Consider the following 22,594-nt stretch of genomic DNA (forward strand, 5'->3'; position numbering starts at 1 on the left):
AACCGCATGGAAATCGGAGTCGATAGTTTTGCGATGGTGGTCGCCAGCCCCCAAGGCGGTCACCTTCCGTCACCCGCAGACCGCATCGCCAATATTCTGGGTGATGTCGAGATGGCCGACAGGGTGGGGCTCGATATTTTTGGCATGGGCGAGCATCATCGTGAAAGCGCGCTGGATTCTGCTCCTGCCGTTATTCTCTCTGCAGCCGCTGCCCGGACAAAAACCATCCGGTTGACGAGCGCCGTTACGGTTTTGAGCGCAGCCGATCCGGTGCGGGTTTTTCAGGAGTTCGCCACTCTCGATCTGATTTCGAAAGGCCGTGCCGAAATTATCGTCGGTCGCGGATCGTTCATCGAGGCCTATCCACTATTCGGGTTTGCACTCGAAAACTATGATGAACTTTTCGCCGAGAAGCTGGACCTTCTCCTGAAGCTTAACGAGGCCCCGCGGATCGCATGGAAAGGTCGCTTTCGTCCTGAGCTCAACGGGGAAGGAGTGTTTCCCCGTCCACATCAGAACATGTTACCGATCTGGCTTGGCGTCGGAGGCACACCTGAATCCTTCGTCCGCGCCGGCACACTCGGCTTGCCGCTGATGCTTGCCGTCATCGGCGGCACATTCGAGCATTTCCGCCCGCTCGTCGATCTTTACCGGCGCGCCTGGCAGGTCGCGGGTCATCCAATCGGGCAGGAAAAAGTCGGGTTGCATGCGATGGGCTTCGTTGGGAATACCGACGAGGATGCCAGGGAAGGGTTCTTTCCCGGTTGGTTCCAGATGTTTACTCAAGGTGCGAAGGAACGTGGCAGACCACCGGTCAGCCGAGCTCAGTTCGACACGCTGTGCGGTCCGCGGGGTGCGTTCCTTGTCGGAAGTCCACAAACCGTTGCCGCCAAAATGCTGGAGGCAAGCCAAACGCTTGGCGGGCTATCACGTATAAGCTTTCAGATGAGCCCGGCGGCGCTTGAAGTCGATGCCATGCGACGTTCGATCGAACTTTTGGGAACCGCTGTTGCTCCTGAAATCCGGCGCACGCTTCGCGTCAGCGGAGAGGCCACGCATGGGTGAACTAATCAACGGCAAGTGGCTTTGCGTGTCGCTTGCCTGCCCTGGGTACATCGCACCCGATTACGCGCAACCTGAAAGACCTTGACGAGATCGTCAACATCTCGATTGTCCATTGGTATGCGGGTGAAGATGGTTGGTTATTCGATTTGAAATGTCCGAAATAGACTGGATAGAAGCGTAGCAGGGTTGGAAAGAGATATCCGCTCTGTCGGGCGCTCGCTCTTTCAGCATCCCGATATCCGACCGTCGATTTCGACCACATCAAAGCGCATTACGACTGCAGCCATACTTGATTGAACCCAAGCGGTATCGTCCCGGTCGGACCTGAGCACAATTTCGATGCACCATTTGGAGACCATCGTAAGGATACGCGCACTCCGACCGCTTAGCATAACCAGCTTGCGGAATGCTCAACTTAGCTAGGGCACCGCTTCACCGGTGAGCTGTCGAGTTTAAGAAGGTCGTCGCTGGTCGCGCATCAGCCCCTTAATCTTGCGCTTTACGTATCAGGTGCCAGCATCAATTCGGATGATCGGCTTAAGGGTTACGCCCTTCTCGCTGTCCTCCGCGGCCTCATTGATTTGCTCGAACGGATAGAACTTGACGAGCTTGTCGAATGGAAAATGACCGGCGAGATAAAGGTCGATCAGGCGCGGAATAAAAATGTCCGGAACGCTGTCGCCTTCGATCACACCGCGAACGGCCTTGGAATTCTGAAGCAGGTCTAGTGCATCCAGATCGAGCACCGAATCGGGCTTGGAAGCCCCGACCACCGCGGCGGTGCCACGCGGGCGCAACGCCAAAACCGCGTTACGTATGACGGCAGGAATGCCGGTCGAATCCATGGCGAAATCGACTCCCCCACCGGTGACCTCTCGAATAACGGCAACCGCATCCTGCTCCTTGCTGTTGATGACGTGCGTGGCGCCAAGCGTCAGGGCAAGGTCGAGCCGAGAAGGAACGACATCAACGACAAAAATTGTCGTTGCGCGAACAGCCGCCGCCGCCATCACGGCCGAAAGGCCGACTGCGCCACCGCCAAATGCTGCGAAGGACTGGCCGGCCGACACCTGCAACGCATTGAGGACTGTGCCGGCGCCGGTCTGGACGCCGCAACCGAGTGGACCGAGCAGTTCCAGCGGCGCGTCCTTGCGCACCTTCACGACGTTGCGCTCATTGGCGATGGCGTAGGCGCCGAAAGAAGACTGCCCGAAGAAACGATCGTTCAAGAGGCTATGATCGTGGCCGCAGAGCGCGTGTGAGCCGTCCTCGGCGCGCTGTCCAGAGAAGTTATGGGCATTGAAGTTTTCGCAATAGGCGGGATGCCCTTCCTGGCACGCACGGCAATGGCGGCAGGACAGGAAAGTGAGCACGACATGATCTCCTGGCTGCACCTTGGTGACGTGCGCCCCAACAGCCTCGACAACGCCTGAGCCTTCATGGCCGAGCACGATCGGATGTGGGACCGGGAAGACCTGGTCGCGGGCGATCATGTCGGTGTGGCACATGCCCGTGGCAACGATCCTGACGACCACCTCGTATTCGCGCGGCGGCGTCAGCGTCACCGACTCCAGTTGAAAGGGTCCGCCCTTTTGGCGGACGACGGCGGCCTGAAAATTATCGAATGAACGTAGCTGATCGGACATATTGCCCTCCCTGAAACAGGTTTGGTCTTTCTAGGTTTGCCGGCTCCCCTGGGGCGTCGACAAGGATATGAAGCTGTGCCTCGCTGATGTTTCAGGGCCGGTATGATATCCGACAGTTCATCGATCACAGCGGCCCCTTTGCGAAAATCCCCGCCAGCGCAAGGCTGGCGAGGATTTCCCGTCCTGGGAGGACGATCAGGCGAACTTGGCAGCGTGGTCCGACACGTAGGTGGCGAGCGACCGAGGCACAGTGCCGGTTAGCGTCTTAACGTCCTCGGTAACCGCAGCGGTCCAGCCCTGACGAACCGGATAGAAGATGGTCGCCAGAAAGGCGGCATAGTCCTTTGGGACGCCCGCGCCGGTGAGGATGTCGATGAAGGCTTCGTCGGTCACCGGCGTGTAGGCGATCGTCTTGCCAGCCGCTGGCGTGATCAGCGTGGCGGCGTCCGCGTAGCTCAACGCTTCGGGGCCGGTCAGATTGAATGCCTTGCCGTTGAACGCATCCGAGGTGAGCGCAGCAGCCGCGCTCGCCGCGATATCACGCACATCGATGAAGGAGGACTTTCCGTCATCGGCCGGAACACCGATGACGCCATGCTCCTTGATGCCGACCAGCCAGAAGGTGTGGAAATTGTCTGCAAACCAGTTCGGGCGCAGAATGACGTAGGGCGTGCCGACCTTTTCGAGAAACAGTTCGACTTGGCGGTAGGGTATGCTGTCGTCGGCGTCGACGCCGAACACCGTTTGCAGGACGACCTTCACCTTCCGGTCGGCCGCGAACTGGATGAGAGGCTTCAAAAGTGTGTCAACGCCCAGATATCCGGTTGGCACCATGACATAAGCGCGGTCGACACCGTCGAAGGCTGCCGGGAAGGTCGAGGCGTCGGCAAGATCGAACGCGACGCTCTCGGCTCCGTCAACCGCCTTGCCGCCGCGTGACGCGGCTTTCACCTGCTCACCCTTCGTGACGAGTTCAGCAACAAGCGGCGTACCGATATTGCCGGTGGCACCGATAACGAGGATTTTTCCAGTCATTGTAATCTCCGAATGCTGTAGAAACTGAAAGAGCGAGAACGTCGGCCCCGGATCAGAACTTGCCATTTTTGTTCTTCCACTCCGACTTAGCCGGAATGGTCTCGATGGCGTCCCAATGCTCGGCGATTTTGCCGTTCTCGACCCGGAACAAGTCGTAGAACGAGGTGTGCTTGCCAGCAAAGCTGCCTTCGGAAACCGTTAGTACAAAGTTGCCTTCGCCGAGCACATGGTGGACACGGTCGTACTTCATGGTGACGCCGGCTTTGGCCATTGCCTGAAGCGCCGCGCCGAGCCCCGAGAGGCCGTCAGCAATCTGCGGATTGTGCTGAATATAGTTTTCGCCGTCGAAATAGCCGGCGAGCTTGCCCATCTTGCCGGCGACCAGGATGTCGCTGACGAAGTTCTTCACCAGTTTCTTGTTAGCTGCGGTCTTGTCGAGATCCACGGCCTCGGTCGGCCCATCGGTCATGCTATGCTTGCTGGGGTTCGGGCCGGCCGTTTCCTGGAGATTGTCCCAATGCTCGACGATCTTGCCCTTCTCGAAACGGAAAATGTCGAAACCGATCTTCGGGCCGAAGAAGTTGTAGTCCGTATGCGCAAAGACATAGTCGCCATCCTGGAAGACCCGCACGGTGTTAACGTGCGCGGAGCCCTTCGGAACGGCCGCAAGAAGTTCGCCAAAACCCTTCAGCCCGTCCGCGGCGCCGAGATTGTGCTGGATGTACTTCTTGGGATTGATGACCGCGACGGGCGCGCTTTCGCCGGTCTCGATGGCCTTCAGGAGTGCGGTGACCTCCTGCTTTTTTTGGGTGGCGTCGGCGCTCCCCGCAGAAGAAGCGGCCATTGCCGGCTGAGCGAGAGCGATGATCGTCATCGCGGCGGCCGTGAGGAGACTACGGCGGTTGAGAGCTTTCATTTTCTGTATCCATTCTGGTGACACTTTAAGTGTATCTACTGCGAATACATATTTATGTAAAGAGCCAACGTCACCAATCAAGCAATCAAGCCGCCGCGATGCCTCTATCGACCGAAGTTTTCACCGGTTCATTATTTGGGGAGGGGATAGGCGCGTTGTTCGTGCCAGCTGGGGCGTGAGTTTACTCAAGGTCTTGCGGAAGCCCTGTGGTGGCAATGGTGAAGCGGACAATCTGTTCAGCCGAGCGTGGGGCTTCCCAAATACGCGCGTTAACTTCCTGAAGGGACGCCATGCGCTCCGTCATTATTACTGGGATGGGGCGATCTCGACCACGAATGGAGGAAAGCCGGCGGCAATCTTAATCTGACACGATAGTCGGCTGTTCGATCTTCTTTCGGCCGAGGCGAAATCCAGCATGTCAGATTCCATCCGCTCAGGTTCGCCTAGCAGTCGAAAGGCGATATCGTCGACATACACGTGACATGTCGCGCAAGCGCAAGCGCCACCGCATTCGGCGGCGATCCCGTCCACCCCTTCGCGTACGGCGATCTCCATCAGACTGAAGCCCACTGGGACCTCGACATCCTTACGAGCACCAGAGCTTTCAACGAAAGTTACAATCACCATTCCATTACTCCAATTGTATCAAGTTAGCGCCGCAGATCCAGTTTCAGCTCGAGCGCTGTCGCAGCGAACGGGTTATGTTCCTTTCGGAACGAGGAGACACTGGCGTTTGGAAAACGAGTTGCAATAGCTGAAATTGTCTCCTGGATTTCGATCTCAGCGATATGCTGACCGAGGCACGAAAAAGCACCGCCGCCAAACGTTAAGGTTCTCGACACATCTCGGCGATGGATATCAAAGACGTCGGGATGCATGAACGCAGCCGGATCATTGTGAGCCGCCCAGACCACGACATTGATTGCCGTTCCGTTGGGCACCGTTACACCGTCGATTTCGAAGTCCTCGGCGCCATAACGTTGGTTCGTGATCGTTCGTGAGCACATCCGCACGGACTCTTGTACTGCGGTCGGAATAAGCGTTGCGTCAGATTTCACGCCTTCCCAAGCGCCTGGCGAACCGATCACGAGTGCGAGCGTGAGGGCCAGCTGGTTGGCCGTATTGTCAGTGCTGGCCTCAAGGAGCATTGTCACGAAGTCGAACAGTTCATCGTCGCTGAGTTCACCGTTAGCATGGTCTGAAATCAAGGCGGAAAGGATGTTGTCGCCAGGATGTCCGCGCCCGTAGGCAATTCTTTCAGCCACATAGGGAAAGAGTTCCGAGTACCCCGACACGATCGATGCGGTCGACCCCGGATTGTGGTTGAATATCTCCAATACCTGATCGGACAGCCGTGATACGAACGGCGCGTCCTGCTTCGGTGCGCCGATCCATTCGCAATAGAGCCTCGCGGGAAGGATCATGCACAGCTTGCCAAGGATATCGGCCGCAGGAGTGGGACCGATATCGTCGAGGAGCTCGTCGACCAGGCGGCGGACGGTGGCGCGCATTGCGGCCACTTGGCCTGCACCGAAGTAGCGGACCATGATTCGTCTAATTCTGGTGCGCCGTTCGTTGTGTTCCTGGCCGAGTAGCATCCGGCGTTTGAAGTCGAGTACGGGTCCTTCGGGTATACCGATGTGTTCGACCAGGCGAAGGTGGTCAGCACCAAGCCGACGGTCCCGCAGCACCATTTGGCCGAGCCTGTGCGACAGTATCTCGATGCCGCGGTCACTGCGAATGATTGGCGATACCTTCCGCGCGGCATTCAACGTTGCTACCGGGTCGGCGGTGTAGTGCTCAGATGCCGTGACGTTGATGAAGGGCAACTCATCTAGCGAGCTCATGGCTTTTCCATTCCTGTCTTGATGTCGAGGTCGCGCCCGAGTGGGATGCTCACACGAGCTTTGCTGCGTCATGAAGCAGGGACATGTCGAACAGGTCCTCCTTGGCCGGCACTTTGTCCTGTCCACTCTTTTTGGCGAACTCAACCATCCTTTCCTGCTGGCTGACAGGAAGCTCGAAATAGATGTCGGAGTCGGGTGACTTGATTAGATCAAGCGTTGCCTTCAGCACTTTTAGTTGGTTGTCTTTTTCAAGACCCAGATCGCGACCGTACTTGTCTACGGTGAGATCGACAGCAAACTGAGGGTCCTTGATCGTGTCCTTCCAGCCTTTCATGAGAGCAGCCAGAAAATGGACGAGGTCTTCGCGATGGTTCGTTATGAGGTCGCGTTGGACGGTGAACATGGTGGTTGGGACGGGATAGCCAAGGTCCGCCAGACGTGTGACGACATAGTCTTTCCCGGCGATTTTTCCTTCAGCCGCCAGTGCGATCGGTTCGTTCGTGATAAAAGCGAGGTAGCCATCTCCGTCGCCGCCAAAGAGGGCGTCCGCCGAGAACCCTGTGGGGGCGGTTTTGAAATCAGGCTCGATGTTGTTGACCCGCGAGATGCCCTTCAGTTCCACCTCGAGCGAGGGATACTGGATGAGGAAAGTCTTTCCCTGCATGTCTTCCACGGTGCGGATCGGCTTCGCGGGGAGAGACAGGATGCCGCCCGGGTTAACGGGGTAACCAGCTCCGATGACGACGAAATCGTTGCCTTGCGCGCGGGCATCGAGATAAGGGAGCCAAAGGGCCTGGGCGAGCTGAGCTCTGCCTGCTGAAAGAGAGACAAGTGGCTCAGGGGCATTCGGGCCGCCAGGGAAATAGGTGACATCCAGCCCGCTGTCCTTGAAGTAGCCGCGCTCCATCGCGACGAACAAGCCTGCGCCACCGACGTCCGCTACCCAGTCCAACGCAACCGCGATACCGGAGTTCGTCTGGGCAAACGCCGTGCGGAAAAACAAGGTCGAACTGGCAACCCCAATGGCAGCTGTCGACGAGGTCTTTAGGAATCCACGGCGGGATAGCCGGAAAAGGTCATTAGTCTTCATTTGAATTCCCCATTCTATGTTTTGAAAGGAAGGATTATTCGTCAATAACTTGACAAAATACGCCGTCGTTTTGCGTATCGAGCATAGGTCACGTTACTTCCAACGTCGTAGCGCCTCACGTTCTAGGGCCTGCGTGGCACCCACCATCATCAACGCAAAGACCGTTGACAGGAGAGCCGCACCAATTACGCGGCTAGTTTGGAAATTTGAGCTTGAAACTCTCAGAAGGTAACCAAGGCCGGAACTGCCTATAAGGAACTCACCGGTCATTGCAGCGAGCATCGCAAGAGGAGCGCTTGTTCTCAGCGACACTAGCCAATGGGGAACCGCTGCGGGCAGAGCGAGCCTCGTCAGCAAGTCAACCTTCCGCGCGCCGAGTACCTGAAAAAGGTCCTTGCTACCTAATGGAACTGACTGCATCCCCGAAGACGTCAAAACGAAAGCCGGAAAGAATGTGATGATTGCCACTATCGACAGAATGCTGGGCGTCCCCGCGCCGATTAGTCTGGCAATGATCGGAATTAGCGCCACTACGGGTACCGACCCGAGAACGAGAGCCAGTGGCGTCAGCATCCCTCGCAGGGTTGTTGACAACCAGGAAACGACGGCAAGTGCAGTGCCTGCTGCAATGCCCAGAAGCAATCCTACCGATGCGATCAGCAACGTGCGGAGACCCTGCATCACATAAAGTTCCGGATTGCCCACAACATCCATTGCCACCATCGCCGGAGACGGTAGGACAATTGAATTTAAATTTGATAGGTGGATTGAGCTGGCCCATACCAGTAATAGAACAATGATACCCCAGTAGTTGGAAATAAAGCGGGTTTGCAAGCCGGCCATCCTCGTCCTCATATCTTGTAGGTTGAGCGGGCCTTGCTCTCCAGCAGGCCGACGAGTGCGAATAAAACCAGCGACGTCACGGATGCTAATAGCATTGCGCTCCAAAGGAGCGGAATTTGAAGGTTTCGCATTGCGCTTATTATCAGAACACCGATACCGCCCTGACCGCTGAACCATTCGGCGAGAATTGCGCCGACCATAGCGGCTGGGACCGCTTGTTTTAGGCCATTGATGAACAACGGGAGGCAGGCTCGACAGTCCAGGTGAATGAGCCGTTGACGCTTGCTTGCTCCAAGCGTGGCGAACAGATCGCAATAGCTTTGGGGGACATGGTCGAATGCCGATGTCATCGACACGTAAACGATAAAAAATACGTACAACGCCGCAAGGCCCACTCCGGCTATGTAGCTGGTCGTTAGGATTATGAAGATGGGGGCGATCGCCACTGGCGGAACCGCATTCACGAAGACCGCTAGTCGATCAAGGCCGCGTCTGAGTGACGGTAGAAGGTGCACGATGACCGCCGCGATGAGTGCAGCTCCCACGCCCGTGAAATAGGCCACAATTACGGTGAAGAATGTTGAACTCAAAGCTCGAAGGAGAAGAGCTTGGTGCTGGCCGTTTGCCATGAATAGTAGCACGGCCGACATCGGGGGCCACGTCGAACCTGCTAGGCGATAACGGCCCACAACTTCTACAACCGTGAAAAATATGACGAAACCGAGCAGCCCGAACGTCCATGAAGCGCATTTGTTCATGCTGCCTCCGTGACTTCAAGCATCTCGGTAAGCTCGTCCACCAGTTCATGAAACCTTGGATCGCGAAGGAGTTTGGGACCGCGGGGTCTTTCAAACGGCACCTCAACAACGCGTTTGATCCGACCCGGCCTTGCGTCCATTACCATGACTCTGTCGGCCAGAAACAATGCTTCATCTACGCCATGCGTGACGAGCAGTGTCGTGATTTTCTGGGCTGCCCAAATCTTCTGTAGCTCGATATTCATTTGTCGGCGCGTGACCGCATCCAGAGCTCCGAACGGTTCATCGAGAAGGAGCAACGTCGGGCTTAGTGCCAACGCCCGGGCTATGGAGACACGCTGACGCATGCCCCCAGATAGTTGTGCTGGCTTTGCTCGCTCGAAGCCTGTCAAACCAACTAGATCGATGAGCATCTGCACGCGTCGTTTGTCGATGGGGCGACGGGCAATCGAAAAGGGAAGCGAGATGTTGGCCGCGACATTCATCCAAGGGAGGAGTGCGTGGTCCTGGAACGCCACTCCGAGGGAGTGCTCCTTTGCCACGCGCCCCGGCTCATGGTTGCCGACCAAAACGCGCCCACTCGAAGGGGTCTCAAGAGAGGCTATCATGCGGAGCAACGTGCTTTTCCCACATCCCGAAGGTCCGATAAGTGCGACAAACTCTCCGGCGTTCACGCTGAAGCTTACGTCATTCAGTACGGTCAATGCGCTCCTGCCAGTGCCGAAGACCTTGGTCACGCTGCTCACCGAAACCGAGACGTCGGAATAGCTTGGCTTCATTTGTCGCCTGCCTGTACTTGATGAAAAAGAAGGCAATTAAGCCTGCCGCATAATCGATAGGCGTTGGCGCGATGATTGTCAAGTCATTGACAATCATCGCGCTGAGTTAACCTCGCTTCTTGACGGCGCTATCGCTCCGGCTCGATAGCTTGCCCAACAGTGCAACAAGCTGTTTTCGCTCAGTATTTGTAAGGCGGGAACTCCAGACTTGCTCGCGTTTGTTCACCTCAGCCCAGGCGGCGATGACTCGGTCGTGGCCGAAGTCAGTTATTTTTATGAGCATCACGCGGCCATCCCTAGCGGATGGATGTTTTGTAATAATTCCGTTCTTTTCCAAGGTCTTAACAATGCCGGATATGTTGGCGCGACTCATTCCCGTAATGCCCGGAAGTTTCGAGCCTTCTATCGTCGAGACGAGCGCGATGACGAAGGCTAGATGGAAGCTTCCAGTGGTGAAGCCGAAGCTTCTCAGCGTGGCGGATTCCAGATCGTAGTTAATCATCCCGGTCGTCTGCATCAGCGTTAGGCTCAGTTCCATCGCGCTGGCATCGAGGCCGGGGATCATATGCTCGCCCGCCTTCACCGACAAGGCGACGTAGGCCTTGCGATCAGAACGCTCAGCGGCTTGCTGGAACAGCTCTCTGTCGAATGCAGAATGTTTGGGAGTTTTCAGTGACGTCATACGTTGGTGATCCAATCTGTTTCCTCGCGCGCTCCGGAAAATACCGCCTCACTAGCACTTGTGCCATCGGCGGCGCCATTCACTCGACATGCCGTTGCCAAAAATCTCAGAAACGCACTCGATAGCCCTTCGAACTTTAGGGCTATGTGTTTCCTGGTCGGGTTAATGACCTGGACCGATTGCTCGGGCGATGCCAAACCGGGAGGGATCTCAACCCGTACCATTTTGCATCGATTCTAAAGCATGCGAGGTGTTTTATGCCGACGGACTAGAGATTCATGAAGATTCCAATCTCCGCCACTTGGGATAGCAATTTCCGCTCGACTATGCATTTTCTGTCAAACTCCTCACGCCACCGCACGAGGAGTGGTGCCCACTTTGATTCCAGGTGACTAGATGTTCCCTGCTCTCAAGGCCCCCTTCGTTCGCGATCGTCAACTTCTTCGCCGTCAGGAATTGCCATTTGTTTTGCGATTGAACGATGAGGCCAGCTAAGGTAGACGCAGCAGGGTTGTCTCGTGATCGCTGATCCGCACGAGCTAAGCCAACCCGCCCTGTAATCGGATGTAGCCTTTCCACCGGAAATTTATGCCGCAAGGCCCTGCACCAACTGGTGCTGATTTCTTTGTCCGCCTGAATGGTTCGCCAGTTGAAATTGATCCAGCAGTTCGGAAAGATGAGCGGCCTCCTGCGCCAGTCCAGCAGAGGCGGCATTCATCTCCTGAACCATTGCGGCATTTTGTTGTGTCGCTTGGTCCATATGATTCACAGCGGTGTTGACTTCACTGAGACCTACAGACTGCTCCTGTGCGGCATATGCTATGGCGTCCATGTGCGAATTTATTAACTGGACCAAGGCAGCGATCGCGGTTAGGCCATCGCCGGTATCCTTTACAAGCTTGACACCGTCGCCCACCGCATTCGCTGAATTTTTGACTAGATTCTTGATCTCTTTTGCAGCGGTAGCTGATCGTTGCGCGAGTTCGCGAACTTCTTGAGCGACAACGGCGAATCCCTTTCCAGCTTCGCCTGCGCGCGCAGCTTCAACGCCCGCATTTAACGCTAGCAAATTCGTCTGAAAGGCGATTTCGTCTATCACACCAATGATCTGGTCAATTTGATTTGAGGACTGTTCAATTTTATTCATCGCGAGAACCGCATTGCCGACGACAGTACTAGATCTCTCAGCTTTGTTGCGAGCATCGCGTACTAAATCTCGGGCCTCGCCGCTCCGCGCCGACGTCGACCGAACGTTGGAAGTAATTTGTTCAAGGGCGGCTGCCGTTTCTTCCAATGAAGCAGCTTGCTGCTCTGTCCTCTTTGCAAGGTTATCTGATGCTTTAGAAATCTCATAGCTTCCAGCGCTGACCGCCGACCCGGCTTGCCCCACAGAAAGCAGGACAGATCTTAGCTGGACGACCGAGACGTTGAAATCATGGCGCAAAGGCTCGAATTGAAGGGCAAACGGTTCTTCGATTTCAGACGACATATCGCCGGAAGCAAGCTTTTGAAGGCCCTCGGCTAATGCACTGGTTGCTTTCCGCAAACGCTCCTCCGCCTGTATTTCGGAGCTGCGTTGAATTTCCAGCCGCTCCCGCTCTGCCCGTTGGCGGTTTATTTCTGCCGCATTTTCAAGCTCCTCGCTACGGATGGCCCCCAATCGGAAGATCTCGATGGATCTCGCTATCTCACCAATCTGGTCCCTTCGGTCGATGAAAGGGATTGCAGTGTTAGTTTCCCCTTCAGCGAGCGAGCGCATGCGCTGCTGTATCGTAAGGATTGTGCCCGACACGCTTCGAAGGACAAGATAACACAAACCGAGTACAAGAAAGGTAATCAGTGCGGTCGAAACGCCACTAAAGATGAATTCTTCTTTTAATTTCCGGAGTCGGCCTTCAGCTGCAGCCATGAGCTCCATGTCAGTGGCGGCTATTAATTTCGACATGACACCCGCTTGTATTCGCTTCGCGTCACTCCATTTCTGTATCCACTGCGACTGCCCGGCCGTCGGTTCGTTCCGATAGATTGTTGCTAGTGTTTCAGTCAAAAACCGTCCGTCGTCGGTTGAAGAAAATCGGTTATACTCCGACACAGTTTCGTCGGGCAGGAATTCAAGCATTTGCGCGGTAAAATGGTTCCTCAATTCTTTGGCATGCAACAGGAAAGCATATTCCTCTGTGGTCAATTTGCTCCCACTAAGATATTTTTCACCAAATTTGATTTCTATAAGGCCGGCGTCGTTGACTTGCATAAGCGCGTGGTAGCCTTCGATGAGATGCGCGAGACGAAGGTCTCCGATTGTAGCTGCCGAACGGCGAACCAGTTCGAGCCCGGCTGCCGACCCTGGTTGCAAGATAAACGTGGATTCATTCATACCGACTGTGCCGGCATCGACGTGCTGTCGATATCCGGGCAAGGCCGCAAACTTTTCCATTGCCGCTCCAAAAGCGCGTGCGATCGGTTCATCTGAATAGCCCCGGGATTTCCATTGATCGTATGCATACTGCAGGTTGGAGAAAGCGCTATCGACAGCGTTTCGGCGCTCGCTTCTGTTTTCCGCCGTGGCGAAAGCTTCCGCCGGCAATGCCTGGGCAATCGCCGCGCCGGCGTTGGCCAACCGCTGTACCACAATCTGCCTACTGAGGTACTGGTATTCAGCGTAGCTGTTTAGCACCGATAGAGTACTGAGCCAAAGGAAGGCAAGCAGCGGCGCTGCAGCAATTAAATAGAGGAGATTGCGCAAAGACAAGCGTGCCATTCGAGTTCCCTTCAGCAGTCACAGGCGTTCGGACTGATCCTAAAAAATGATATGCGCGAGAAATTAATAAAGGATTTGACAAATTTTGTGAGGCGCCGGACGGCAGAGGCCTGGAGCTTCTCTTTGGAGGTTCCGGCCCGTTCTCGCGATGAACAAAGTTTTTCGAAAGTTAATCTGGGCTTGTCGCAAACCTCCGCAGAGGTTGCGGCTAGCTCAATACCCAGTCGTTGATCGTACTATGATCGACCTCGAAGTCGCGCTCTTCGAACATCTCTTCGAGATCTCGATAGCTCAACGGATATCTCAAATGCTAGGCGACCGCTTGGACGATCAGCTATGCGTCAAAATGCCTGCGTTTGAAGTCATCCTTCGACTGACGCTTCAGCTTTTCGCTAATCCCATCCAGAATCATCGCTACGCTCGACATGATCCGGAGCGCGAAGATGGTCAACATGCCGTCGAGCGCAGAAATTTGCGACAGGCCCGCGATGCCTTTAGCGACCTATGCGGTTTGCCTCAGCAACGCCGGTCGCCATGTCTTTGATGGTGGTTCGCGCCAGCTCTTCCCGGAGCGCGACCTCGGCGGCCGTTAGACGATTCTTGAGGACACCTCCAATGCTGCGGCCGACTTCGCAGAGCGAGCTGCTATCCTCATGAACGGGAAGCAATGCACCCTCATCGTTTACAGCGTCGTAGACGTCGAGCAAGCTGATCTTCTCCGCCGACCGGGCTAACAGAGCCCCGCCGCCCGCTCCGAGCTGCGATGTCGTGAGCCCCGCCTTTGCAAGCTGTGCGAGAAGGCGCCGGATGAAGGAGGGGTTGGTGTTGACGCTCGACGCGATGAGTTCCGACGTCGCAGCTCGCCCGCCCTGCGTTTGCAGAAACGTGAGGATGTGGGTGGCAACGGCGAGTCGGGTGTTCATCTTCACTCTTTCGGATATGTATCTAACTTAGTTTCAGATACACTTCTGTGCAATGGGCGTGGATGTCTTTCCCGTCGGCAGCGATCCTAAAGAGCCAGCAAATCACCGGAAAAGACATCGCTCATGAAATCGATGAAGAAGCGAACCTTGGCCGGAAGATGTTTTCGGGTGGGATAAACGATGTAGACGTTTCGCACGGGAGAAGGGAAATCCGGCATGACTTCCAATAATCTGCCGGTTCTGAGGTCCTCGGCCACGACAAAGTGGGGCTCCAGGACAAGCGCCTGATGGCCCAAGGCTGCGGAGCGGGAGATCTCACCACTGGAGGCTCGGATCCGCGGATGAATTTCGAACTTGGCCGCCGCGCTATCGACGATAAATTCCCAGCTGTAGCTCTCCTGGCTCCGCGAGACCGCCGCCACCTCATATCGCTTCAGTTCTCGCGGATGCATTGGCGCGCCGTGACGGTCGATGAACTCCGGGGATGCGCAAAGCACCATTTTCATCATCGAGATCCGACGCCTGATCAGGTTTGCGGAGCGTGTCTCCCCGATCCGGAGCGCGGCATCGAAACCTTCTTCAATGAGATCGACCGGTCGGTCGCTTAGATCGATGTCGAGACTCAAATTCGGAGCGCTCGTCAAAAACCGTGGCCAGACGTGAGCGAGGTAACGCAGTCCGAAAGTCGAGGGAATCGAAACCCGCAGTACCCCCGTCGCGGAAAGGGCATTCCCGATCAGATCCTGTTCCGCTTCCTGGATGATCGTCAGCGCCTCGGTGCAGCGTTCAAGAAACGCCTGTCCTTCGAGTGTCAGCGCGACGTGTCGTGTGGATCGTTGAAGCAGACGCGTTCCGAGGCGCGCTTCGAGGGCGGCGATAAGGCGGGACATAGCTGGGCGAGAAGCCTCCAGAGCTTCTGCCGCCTTCGTGAAGCTCCCCAAGGTGGCGACGCTATGAAAGGCCGTCATCTCGCTAAAGCGATCCATTGTTCCGCTCCTTGTAACAAATACGTTCGATCTGTGGATCTAACGCCCCCTAGTGAAACAAATTAGACTTCTTGTGAAGAACGAAGGCACTCCCGGGCTGGTCGGGTTGAAGTACCGAAGCCGTGGCGATCGTACAGACGCACGATCGGATTGGGTCGCTCTTGGTGAATTCACTGCCAACCTTAATAAGGATAAATACATGAAAAATATGATGAGAACGGTTCTGATCGCTGCGGCAATGCTTGCCGGCGTATCCGCTGCCCGCGCCGAAGTCGTCGAGGTCGTGACCTTCAATTTGAAGCCCGGTGTAACCGAAAAGGAATTCGCGCCTTTGGATAAGGCGGTCGGCAAGGATCATGTTTCCAGGCAGCCGGGCTTTATCTCGCGTGAATCGGCGTCAGGACAAAACGGCAGTTGGCTGGTCGTCGTCCATTGGAAATCTGTCAGTGACGCCAATGCATCCATGAACAGTTTCACCTCGGCTCCAGCCGCACAGCCCTTCATGGATAAGCTTCAGGCAGACACCATGAAAATGGTACGTTACGACAAACAGTGAGGACTGATCAAATGGAGTTGCCCAGTCGCAAGACTGGGCAAAACAAGCCGTTAACGCGAAGCCTATGTTCATCGGCCAGCCACTTAAGCTATGCAGCCACCTCGACTAACATCGCACAGCTTTGGCATGCATGGTCGGATCCGAATCTCGTTCTCGGACGCCTGGCATGTCAATCTGCAAATTCCGAGGCAATCCGCCCCTCATTCCGGATGAGGCCGCTCCCTTTGGTAGGCAACTGGTTTGTTCCGCAGGCGGTGAAGTTCCTTCCCGCGACGGTGACGAGGAAGGAACGGTGTGCCAGTGGAGAGACTGGAGATGCGGCGTGTCCACGAGATATTGAGATATCGCTTTGGGCACGGACTTAGCTACCACGCATCTCTATCACCGATAGGACCTGTCGCAATATTCCACCTAGAACGCGTGAGGGATCCTAACAATTATCGTTGAAGAGAATCGTCAGCGTCGTTGTTGGAGGTCTTGTGCACATAAAAGTTCCATAAAAAGCATTATGCGATTTTCGCTATCTAGGATTGTCGCATTAATGGTGGCCTTCTCCGCACTGATGCGAGTGAATGGAGCGCGCCGCCGTTTTTCCGAAACTACCAAACCATTGCAAATACGAAAAAACATTCGGCCTTTCCCTTTGAACGAAGGCTTTAATTCTTTACCAATCCGAAGCAGATAGATATACTTCAGGTAGATTGCCTGCGCCCAGGTCGCAGCGGGATGCGACCTCTCGGGTCAATAAAGCGAAACTAAATTTGAGCATTTGAGCCATTGGAAAAGAACGGGAAGATTTTTGTCCCCCCTCCGAAGGACGGGCGCGATTTTAAAGAACTGTTCAAGCAGTTAGCCGCCGTTGGAGCGGGCCGGCCTCTGGGTCGTGACGGGTTTCCGCAAGGCCCATGGACGCCGGATTTGTTAGCTGAGGCGATATCACAGATTGACTCCAACCGGCTTGGCGTTGATTTGCGAACAGTACAGCTCTGGTTTCAAGAAAATGATAAGGGGATTAGTCCTTCCAACATTCGCTGGCTGGCACGAATCTTCGGTTGCGACGATCCGGAAGCGACGAGCGAATGGCTCATGGAGCTCATCGCAGCGCAATCGCGGCTAATCTCCAAAAGGCGAGATTCAAAGAAAGCGGTAAGAAGCACGGTATCGATCGTTTCAGAGGCGCCGCCATCTGTGACAGCTGATGATGAAACCCGGCCTGCAGCCGGTATCGCACAAGACAGTGAAGTAACCCGAAAAAGGCAACGCTTCAGCTTAGCGGAAAGATCGGAAGCGCTTTTTAGTCATGGATCCCCCTTGAACCTTCCGGCATCGATATTCGCCGGTGCTTCCGCCCTTGGGTTTTTGTCGTACATCGTCGGGATCGCCAGCATCACCTATGGGCGGCCGGACGGCGTCGTTAAGGAAGTCGGTTTTCTGTGGGCGCCAAACTGGACCCTACTCTTCATGGTACTCCTGCCGCTATTTTTCGCAGTCGTGATTGAGCTGCTGGCCTTTTGGAAACAGGACGCACGCTTACGCCTGGTAGTACATGCCAATAGCTCAGAAAGCACCAAAGCGTGGGCGAGCAATGTTCGCGCTTATTCATATTCGTATTGGGCAGTTTTCCTGATCTGCATCCTGGTCGCTGGCGTTCTTCAATGGATCGGCGTGTGTCTCGTCCCCCTGCTGGAGGGTAGTGGCGATTACGCGATCAGCTGGGGCACGATAGCGATTGTGCAACCTGATCTCATATCGGTGCCATTGGAGATCGTGTTCACCGCGCTTTCCTATCTTTACATGAGCATTTGCTTTTATCTCTTTTTCGCGGGCCTGATTTTGCTTCATACGATTGTCCATGATCTTTGGAAAATCGAAGGAGACGTAAAGGCGCAGCCAGACGTAGCGCATCGGCGCGAACGAGCAGAAATTCGCCTTAGGATCATGCGGGGAATTTTCCGCTGCACCGTCCTTGGTGTTCTCGTCGCCGTGTCCATGAAGATCCAAAGTGCATACTTGAGTTCGAATGGAGAAGACGTCGTGACCTGGCTGATCCACGATATGTCCTCGGTCCTCGACGGCCACCCCGATGGTAGCGAAAGCTTGGGCTATCGAATGCCGACACATTACAGTAGCCTGCTTGTCGCCATTTCGGCCTGTGTCGTTTTCGTATACGGTTTTCTTCGTTTGCCTCTCGAAAAGAGGTTCCGTGTGATTTTGTGGAAGATGGCAGCGGTCGTAGGCCTGCTCTTTGCCAGCTATCTGTTGATCGATGCCTTTGACGGCTTTTCGATCTTCCTCGGCGTTAGTGTTCTACTCGCCGTATACAGCCTCTTTGATCCAGAGTTCGGGCAACGGCGAAATGCTGAATTGGAAGGCAATCAGAGTGTATCATAAATGGCTTGATCATTGGGACGAGCAGCGAGCGCGGCGTGGTGAGGAAGCGAAGAAAACGACAGCTTTCGTTCTCGACAGCTGCCTCGCTTTCCCGGGAGAGAAGACGGTAGGAACTATCGAGGAGTTTTGTGCCCTTGCCGACCAAGCTCTGGCTGATTCAAGCTTTTATGACGAACCGAGCGAGAGCGATGACGGCTTTGAGATACAAAATGGGTGGTTGAAATTTCCTTCGGACATTCCAACGGACGTCGAAGAGAATAACTTTGTTTGGGCAAAAGTAACCGAAAGCGGCTCGCGCAATCAGGCATTGGTGATCTTCCATCACTGGAATGCCAGCCGCCGAAATCATCAGATCGCCAAGTTCTTTTCGCGGCGTGGGATTACGACCGTCGAGATTGCTATGCCCTATCACTTCGAGCGAAGCCGTCCTGGCTCGCTCTATGCCGAGGACATGCTCAGCGCGAATCTCGGCCGAACGATCCAGTCTGTAAGGCAGGCCGTTTGGGACGGGCGAAAACTCGTCCGCTGGCTGAAAAGCGAAGGCTATCGAGAGGTCTCGGTTCTCGGCATGAGCCTTGGCTCCTGGGTTGCGGGATTGATCGCCGCACATGAACCGGCCGTAAGAAAGGCGTCCTTGTTTTTGACGGCGGGTAGCCTCGCTGACATGGTTTGGACAGGCCGTGCGACCCGGGCGATACGTGATGGCCTGGAGCGTGCGATCGAGATCACCGATCTTCGTAGGGCGTGGGGGCCGCTGGATTTGGAGAACTACGCGCATAAACTGGCGCGACCCGATCTTGCGCTTCACGCGGTGATCGCGACCAGAGACAAGGTGGTGTTACCCGAGCTATCGAAACACTTCATCGAAAAACTACACGAAGTCGGGGCGAGGCCAAACGTCCTGGAGCTAAACTGCGGCCATTATTCCCTCGCGATGCCCCCGTACATTTTGCTCGCAGGTTGGAGCCTGAAGCGTTTTCTGTCGCGACGAGGCTAAAGTACGAGGACCGCCAGGAATCCCCTAATGGCCGACAAGCAGAGCGGGCCTCTCGCTCTCCTCGCTCACGCGTCCATAAAAAAACTCTTTGTTCTAAATCAATACTTTGCGCCATGCGTTTCGTTTGGTTTCGCTAGGATTCGCATTCCCTCACGCAATCTGCGGTAAGCACCGTAGTTACCAAATGTCAATTTTCAGCAAGGCGCCGCTCCATGGAAAGTAGAGCTTAGCGCTTATTCTGAACGGACACACATCGCAATCGACAGCGCAAGGGGAAGCTATTTCAGCTTTGAGAGCAGCTATGGATTCTGACGTATTCGACGTGCATTGCATCCGAAGGCAAGTGGGTTCAACCGGCTTGGTCATTTTCGAGCGTGACGACATCCTCCTGAGGCACAAGCCACAGTTCGAAAACCAGACACTCGGCGATATCGATGCTGATTTCGTGGCAATGCTTCAGGACATGCGTGACCTCGATGTTCGTTTTGGATTTATTTCCAATCATTCAGCTCCCCCATCCGACACGCGTGTCCATATCGATAGCGCGACGCTGACACGGCTGCTAGACGATCTTCTGAAGGTATCGCGCGCCCTGCCCGACTTCTGGATAGACGCAGCCTGTACATCGGACCTAGGACAGCGCCAGCGTTCGCACAGCAGATCTGAATTCGATCTGATAACGAAACTGACGGGATGGTACGAAGCCGATCTCAACAGGACGGTCTTGGTGCGGAAAGCAGAGGCACCCCGAGTCAGCTCAGACACGCCGGGTCTCAAGGAAATTTTTTATCCAGGATTAAGCGCTCGCGCGCCCTCCAATACCAGCCGGCGGGCGACAGTCGGTTGGCTTAAGACGATGATCAAACATGCCTTAGATTTAGAGTAAGGTAGTCGAGATGAAGTTTGGTGAAGCCTTTCTCGTTGATGCCGTTTCGCTTTTTTCGGTTACCGACCGCGGTCCCGATCCTTTTCCTGCGGCGGGCGCAGCTTGATCGATTTCGGTATCTCGCGATCGCGCTGTTGGTTTCTCTGGCGGTCTGGCCGAACTTTTTCAGGGATATCACGCTCGGCATTCGAACGGGCTATGCGCGACTGATCAACAGCACGGTTGCTCGAACTCTTGTTGACGACGCCCTGCTCCGCAACATGGTCGCGCCCGGTCGCCGACTTCGTCTCCAGGCTATCCGACGTGCGCTTATCCTTGCCAATCTCCGCCCGATCCCGATTTTTCGCGACGCGGGAATCGAGCTGCAGCCCAACCACCTTGCCGATGATCTTTGTCGCTTGCTCGAATATTAACCGATCAGACGGGTTGGCGATCTTGGCAGCAACGCTCAAAGCGGTGTTCGCGAGTGTTTCCTTCGCCGCCCTCGCCTGCGCGGCACTAATGGGGGTGGATCGTAGCATGTGCTCTTCGCCTTTCTCTCGTATGGGATCGCGGCCTTCTCGAACCGCTGTTTCGAGCCGTTGGTATTCGCGACGAAGCCCCACGGACAGATCGTGACTAAGATCGCGTGCGGTGCTGGGGGCCGATCGATCTTTCGCAATTTTCTCCAGCATCTCGATGACATGTCCGACGGACCGATGACTCTGTTCGAGCCGGATCCGAGCATCCTGGCGCTTTGGTGCGGTCGGAGTGTCACGCACCCTTGCCATGACCTTATCAACGACGTTGCCCGGAGCTGTTGCGCCCATCCGCCGGAACATCTCCCATTCCCATCGTTTCACCGGTGGTGGACCGGCGCGCTCGATGCGCTTCTGACGATCGATCGGGATACCGCGCTCTCGCGCCTTTTCGGCAAAGCGGACACGCCATTCAGTGAAGTCGCGGATGTTGGGGTTGAGCGCCCTTCCGTTGGCATTGCGTAGTGCGACGATCACATGCAAGTGTGGGTGCTTTTCAAGATCGTGACGATTGTGGACAGCATAGGCATAACGATGCCCCGCGAATTGCTCTCGCAGGAAATCGCGGCCAGCGAGGATGAACCGGTCGCGATCCACATTGGCTGGTCCTGAGAGCAAAAGGTGCATGAAATCCCGCGGTTGACGGGTTTGCATGAGAATCCCAACCGTCCTGCCTTCCGCGGTCAGTTCCTTGTGATCCCTGGTCGTGACTTCGCGCCGCACCTCGCCGAGTTCATAACGGCCACTCCTGCCAGGCCGCTCCTCGATGCGTGCCTTTGTAGAAAGCGTGACCTCCGCTCCTGCCCGTTGCATCGCATGCAGGGTTGCCGTCAGGCCTTTGGGTCCAGAGGAAAACTCCGCCGGATAGCGCGAGGTCGGAGTGATCCCAGCGTCCCGCAGAGCCCTGTCTAGTCGATCGTCGATCGCACGCACATCCTCTATCTCCGCAGGAATCCGGTTGGCGCTGCTGCGATCCGACCTCTCCTTCTTCTCGTGAGCGATGACCAGGGCAAACTGCAGACGGATCCCACCCTTCACCCCCTTGCTGACGCTGAAGGCGTAGGTTCGATCTATGTCGCCGGACCGACGGAAACCATCTTCCGCGAGAGAAGCAAGACCACGAGCGATATCGTCGCGGTTGGCATTCTCCAGTTCGTAGGTCAGGCGAAGAATATCCTGACTGCCTTTCCGGTTGCCGAACTCCCGCTCCCAGGAGCGCACAGCGTCTCGCAGATTCGTAACCTCGCGGCCATCCTGGTCGTGCGCTTTCTCTTCCTTGCTCTGATAGGCGAGCACGTTGCGCGCCGAAGCCGCGCCCGCCCCATAAGACAGGACTTTGACGACAACCGCATTGTTGCCGGAAGCACGACTGAAAACCGAGGCAGCGCCGGTATGATTGCCGGCGCGCGGAACCGCCTTGGCCGACGACGGTCGCTTTGCGGCGCCGCCTCCACCGCCGCCTCGTCGCCGGAGTTCGTCTTCTATAAGCTCGAAGTAGCTCGGCATTCGGCGGCCCTCAGACCTAGATGCGAAGCGACTTTTGGACATGTCGGTCATCATGGTTCCTGATCAAATCTGCGATAAAGGTAGAGGGCCGGACGTAGGCTGCGTCTCTGATAGCATCGAGCGCACCCATGACGTTCTCGAGCTGCTGCGCTATCGCTTTTGCGCTTGCAGCACGAACGTCTCCTTCGGAAAGTAACGCCTCGTTTCGAAAAGCAAGTTCTCGCAGGAACTGGTGGATGTTTGCCAACTGACGGTCATGTTCCTCGAGCATCGCAGGGATGTGCATCACCTCTCTGGTGACGATGAGCTTGGCGACGATGTTCACAGAGACATCGAGCCTGCGAGACACGGCCTCGAGATTGCTCAGAATGTGAACGGGGAGGCGGAACATCACGGCGGGCTCACGCATCTG

General features: G+C 55.7%; 20 protein-coding genes and 2 pseudogenes. 6 read left to right on the top strand and 16 right to left on the bottom strand.

All coding sequences use genetic code 11. The features are described 5' to 3' along the window. The first annotated feature begins 6 nt into the window (after nt 1–6). Nucleotides 7–1,065 carry an LLM class flavin-dependent oxidoreductase gene (locus J3O30_RS32880; protein ID WP_207586013.1) on the top strand — a complete coding sequence of 353 codons (1,059 nt, stop codon included), beginning with the start codon at nt 7–9 and terminating at the stop codon, nt 1,063–1,065. A 242-nt stretch (nt 1,066–1,307) separates the two neighbouring features. Then, nucleotides 1,308–1,454, top strand: a pseudogene (locus J3O30_RS33600) (glutathione S-transferase family protein); the annotation flags it as partial. 117 nt (nt 1,455–1,571) lie between these two features. On the opposite strand, the gene J3O30_RS32885 reads toward J3O30_RS33600, so the two are convergent. The 14 genes and pseudogenes from J3O30_RS32885 to J3O30_RS32950 form a co-directional block, all read right to left on the bottom strand. Next, nucleotides 1,572–2,711, bottom strand: a complete 1,140-nt coding sequence (locus tag J3O30_RS32885; RefSeq protein ID WP_207586014.1) for an NAD(P)-dependent alcohol dehydrogenase — start codon at nt 2,709–2,711, stop codon at nt 1,572–1,574. A 195-nt stretch (nt 2,712–2,906) separates the two neighbouring features. Beyond that, the gene (locus J3O30_RS32890) at nt 2,907–3,746 is read right to left on the bottom strand and encodes an SDR family oxidoreductase (protein WP_207586015.1); all 840 of its coding nucleotides are present in this window, start codon (nt 3,744–3,746) and stop codon (nt 2,907–2,909) included. A 52-nt stretch (nt 3,747–3,798) separates the two neighbouring features. Further along, nucleotides 3,799–4,590 carry a nuclear transport factor 2 family protein gene (locus tag J3O30_RS32895; protein ID WP_246762933.1) on the bottom strand — a complete coding sequence of 264 codons (792 nt, stop codon included), beginning with the start codon at nt 4,588–4,590 and terminating at the stop codon, nt 3,799–3,801. A gap of 378 nt (nt 4,591–4,968) precedes the next feature. Next, entirely contained in the window at nt 4,969–5,289 is a 321-nt protein-coding gene (locus J3O30_RS32900; protein ID WP_207586016.1) for a 2Fe-2S iron-sulfur cluster-binding protein, read from the bottom strand. A 23-nt stretch (nt 5,290–5,312) separates the two neighbouring features. Continuing rightward, nucleotides 5,313–6,509, bottom strand: coding sequence for a cytochrome P450 (locus J3O30_RS32905; protein ID WP_207586017.1), 1,197 nt, complete (start codon nt 6,507–6,509; stop codon nt 5,313–5,315). Between the two features lie 49 nt (nt 6,510–6,558). After that, nucleotides 6,559–7,599 carry an ABC transporter substrate-binding protein gene (locus tag J3O30_RS32910; RefSeq protein WP_207586018.1) on the bottom strand — a complete coding sequence of 347 codons (1,041 nt, stop codon included), beginning with the start codon at nt 7,597–7,599 and terminating at the stop codon, nt 6,559–6,561. A 93-nt stretch (nt 7,600–7,692) separates the two neighbouring features. After that, on the bottom strand, nt 7,693–8,442 hold the full coding sequence (locus J3O30_RS32915) for an ABC transporter permease subunit (RefSeq protein ID WP_207586019.1): 750 nt from the start codon (nt 8,440–8,442) through the stop codon (nt 7,693–7,695). Between the two features lie 8 nt (nt 8,443–8,450). Next, the gene (locus J3O30_RS32920; protein ID WP_207586020.1) at nt 8,451–9,200 is read right to left on the bottom strand and encodes an ABC transporter permease subunit; all 750 of its coding nucleotides are present in this window, start codon (nt 9,198–9,200) and stop codon (nt 8,451–8,453) included. Then, nucleotides 9,197–9,979, bottom strand: a complete 783-nt coding sequence (locus J3O30_RS32925; RefSeq protein ID WP_207586021.1) for an ABC transporter ATP-binding protein — start codon at nt 9,977–9,979, stop codon at nt 9,197–9,199. Before J3O30_RS32925 ends, J3O30_RS32920 begins: the two co-directional genes overlap by 4 nt. A 106-nt stretch (nt 9,980–10,085) precedes the next feature. Next, nucleotides 10,086–10,661 carry a MarR family winged helix-turn-helix transcriptional regulator gene (locus tag J3O30_RS32930; protein ID WP_207586022.1) on the bottom strand — a complete coding sequence of 192 codons (576 nt, stop codon included), beginning with the start codon at nt 10,659–10,661 and terminating at the stop codon, nt 10,086–10,088. A gap of 586 nt (nt 10,662–11,247) precedes the next feature. Further along, complete coding sequence (locus J3O30_RS32935; protein WP_207586023.1) at nt 11,248–13,419, bottom strand: methyl-accepting chemotaxis protein; 2,172 nt, start codon at nt 13,417–13,419, stop codon at nt 11,248–11,250. Between the two features lie 211 nt (nt 13,420–13,630). After that, nucleotides 13,631–13,831, bottom strand: a pseudogene (locus tag J3O30_RS32940) (IS6 family transposase); the annotation flags it as partial. An 82-nt stretch (nt 13,832–13,913) separates the two neighbouring features. Further along, on the bottom strand, nt 13,914–14,342 hold the full coding sequence (locus J3O30_RS32945; protein WP_207586024.1) for an Rrf2 family transcriptional regulator: 429 nt from the start codon (nt 14,340–14,342) through the stop codon (nt 13,914–13,916). An 86-nt stretch (nt 14,343–14,428) separates the two neighbouring features. After that, entirely contained in the window at nt 14,429–15,328 is a 900-nt protein-coding gene (locus J3O30_RS32950; protein ID WP_207586025.1) for a LysR family transcriptional regulator, read from the bottom strand. 73 nt (nt 15,329–15,401) lie between these two features. Here J3O30_RS32950 and J3O30_RS32955 point away from each other — a divergent pair, with 73 nt between their 5' ends. The 4 genes from J3O30_RS32955 to J3O30_RS32970 all read left to right on the top strand — a co-directional run bounded on the left by J3O30_RS32955 (nt 15,402) and on the right by J3O30_RS32970 (nt 20,158). Next, nucleotides 15,402–15,884 (top strand): hypothetical protein, encoded by a 483-nt coding sequence (locus J3O30_RS32955; RefSeq protein ID WP_246762918.1) that lies wholly within the window; start codon nt 15,402–15,404, stop codon nt 15,882–15,884. Nucleotides 15,885–16,661: 777 nt separating this feature from the next. Further along, nucleotides 16,662–18,275, top strand: coding sequence for a hypothetical protein (locus tag J3O30_RS32960; protein WP_207586026.1), 1,614 nt, complete (start codon nt 16,662–16,664; stop codon nt 18,273–18,275). Then, on the top strand, nt 18,265–19,272 hold the full coding sequence (locus J3O30_RS32965; RefSeq protein WP_207586027.1) for a dienelactone hydrolase-related enzyme: 1,008 nt from the start codon (nt 18,265–18,267) through the stop codon (nt 19,270–19,272). Before J3O30_RS32960 ends, J3O30_RS32965 begins: the two co-directional genes overlap by 11 nt. A gap of 301 nt (nt 19,273–19,573) precedes the next feature. Continuing rightward, nucleotides 19,574–20,158, top strand: coding sequence for a hypothetical protein (locus J3O30_RS32970; protein ID WP_207586028.1), 585 nt, complete (start codon nt 19,574–19,576; stop codon nt 20,156–20,158). A gap of 59 nt (nt 20,159–20,217) precedes the next feature. Here J3O30_RS32970 and J3O30_RS32975 read toward each other — a convergent pair whose 3' ends face one another. Together J3O30_RS32975 and J3O30_RS32980 are read right to left on the bottom strand one after the other, a co-directional pair. After that, entirely contained in the window at nt 20,218–22,182 is a 1,965-nt protein-coding gene (locus J3O30_RS32975; protein ID WP_246762919.1) for a hypothetical protein, read from the bottom strand. Between the two features lie 16 nt (nt 22,183–22,198). Next, nucleotides 22,199–22,591 carry a hypothetical protein gene (locus tag J3O30_RS32980; protein ID WP_207586030.1) on the bottom strand — a complete coding sequence of 131 codons (393 nt, stop codon included), beginning with the start codon at nt 22,589–22,591 and terminating at the stop codon, nt 22,199–22,201. Nucleotides 22,592–22,594: the final 3 nt, after the last annotated feature.

Source organism: Rhizobium sp. NZLR1 (genome assembly GCF_017357385.1).
In the GTDB taxonomy this organism is placed as follows: Bacteria; Pseudomonadota; Alphaproteobacteria; order Rhizobiales; family Rhizobiaceae; genus Rhizobium.

Excerpts from the sequence above, each read along its gene's own strand:
- J3O30_RS32880 (WP_207586013.1), top strand. The coding sequence starts at position 7 with ATGGAAATCGGAGTCGATAGTTTTGCGATGGTGGTCGCCAGCCCCCAA.
- J3O30_RS32885 (WP_207586014.1), bottom strand. The coding sequence starts at position 2,711 with ATGTCCGATCAGCTACGTTCATTCGATAATTTTCAGGCCGCCGTCGTC.
- J3O30_RS32890 (WP_207586015.1), bottom strand. The coding sequence starts at position 3,746 with ATGACTGGAAAAATCCTCGTTATCGGTGCCACCGGCAATATCGGTACG.
- J3O30_RS32895 (WP_246762933.1), bottom strand. The coding sequence starts at position 4,590 with ATGGCCGCTTCTTCTGCGGGGAGCGCCGACGCCACCCAAAAAAAGCAG.
- J3O30_RS32900 (WP_207586016.1), bottom strand. The coding sequence starts at position 5,289 with ATGGTGATTGTAACTTTCGTTGAAAGCTCTGGTGCTCGTAAGGATGTC.
- J3O30_RS32905 (WP_207586017.1), bottom strand. The coding sequence starts at position 6,509 with ATGAGCTCGCTAGATGAGTTGCCCTTCATCAACGTCACGGCATCTGAG.
- J3O30_RS32910 (WP_207586018.1), bottom strand. The coding sequence starts at position 7,599 with ATGAAGACTAATGACCTTTTCCGGCTATCCCGCCGTGGATTCCTAAAG.
- J3O30_RS32915 (WP_207586019.1), bottom strand. The coding sequence starts at position 8,442 with ATGGCCGGCTTGCAAACCCGCTTTATTTCCAACTACTGGGGTATCATT.
- J3O30_RS32920 (WP_207586020.1), bottom strand. The coding sequence starts at position 9,200 with ATGAACAAATGCGCTTCATGGACGTTCGGGCTGCTCGGTTTCGTCATA.
- J3O30_RS32925 (WP_207586021.1), bottom strand. The coding sequence starts at position 9,979 with ATGAAGCCAAGCTATTCCGACGTCTCGGTTTCGGTGAGCAGCGTGACC.
- J3O30_RS32930 (WP_207586022.1), bottom strand. The coding sequence starts at position 10,661 with ATGACGTCACTGAAAACTCCCAAACATTCTGCATTCGACAGAGAGCTG.
- J3O30_RS32935 (WP_207586023.1), bottom strand. The coding sequence starts at position 13,419 with ATGGCACGCTTGTCTTTGCGCAATCTCCTCTATTTAATTGCTGCAGCG.
- J3O30_RS32945 (WP_207586024.1), bottom strand. The coding sequence starts at position 14,342 with ATGAACACCCGACTCGCCGTTGCCACCCACATCCTCACGTTTCTGCAA.
- J3O30_RS32950 (WP_207586025.1), bottom strand. The coding sequence starts at position 15,328 with ATGGATCGCTTTAGCGAGATGACGGCCTTTCATAGCGTCGCCACCTTG.
- J3O30_RS32970 (WP_207586028.1), top strand. The coding sequence starts at position 19,574 with ATGGATTCTGACGTATTCGACGTGCATTGCATCCGAAGGCAAGTGGGT.
- J3O30_RS32975 (WP_246762919.1), bottom strand. The coding sequence starts at position 22,182 with ATGCCGAGCTACTTCGAGCTTATAGAAGACGAACTCCGGCGACGAGGC.
- J3O30_RS32980 (WP_207586030.1), bottom strand. The coding sequence starts at position 22,591 with ATGCGTGAGCCCGCCGTGATGTTCCGCCTCCCCGTTCACATTCTGAGC.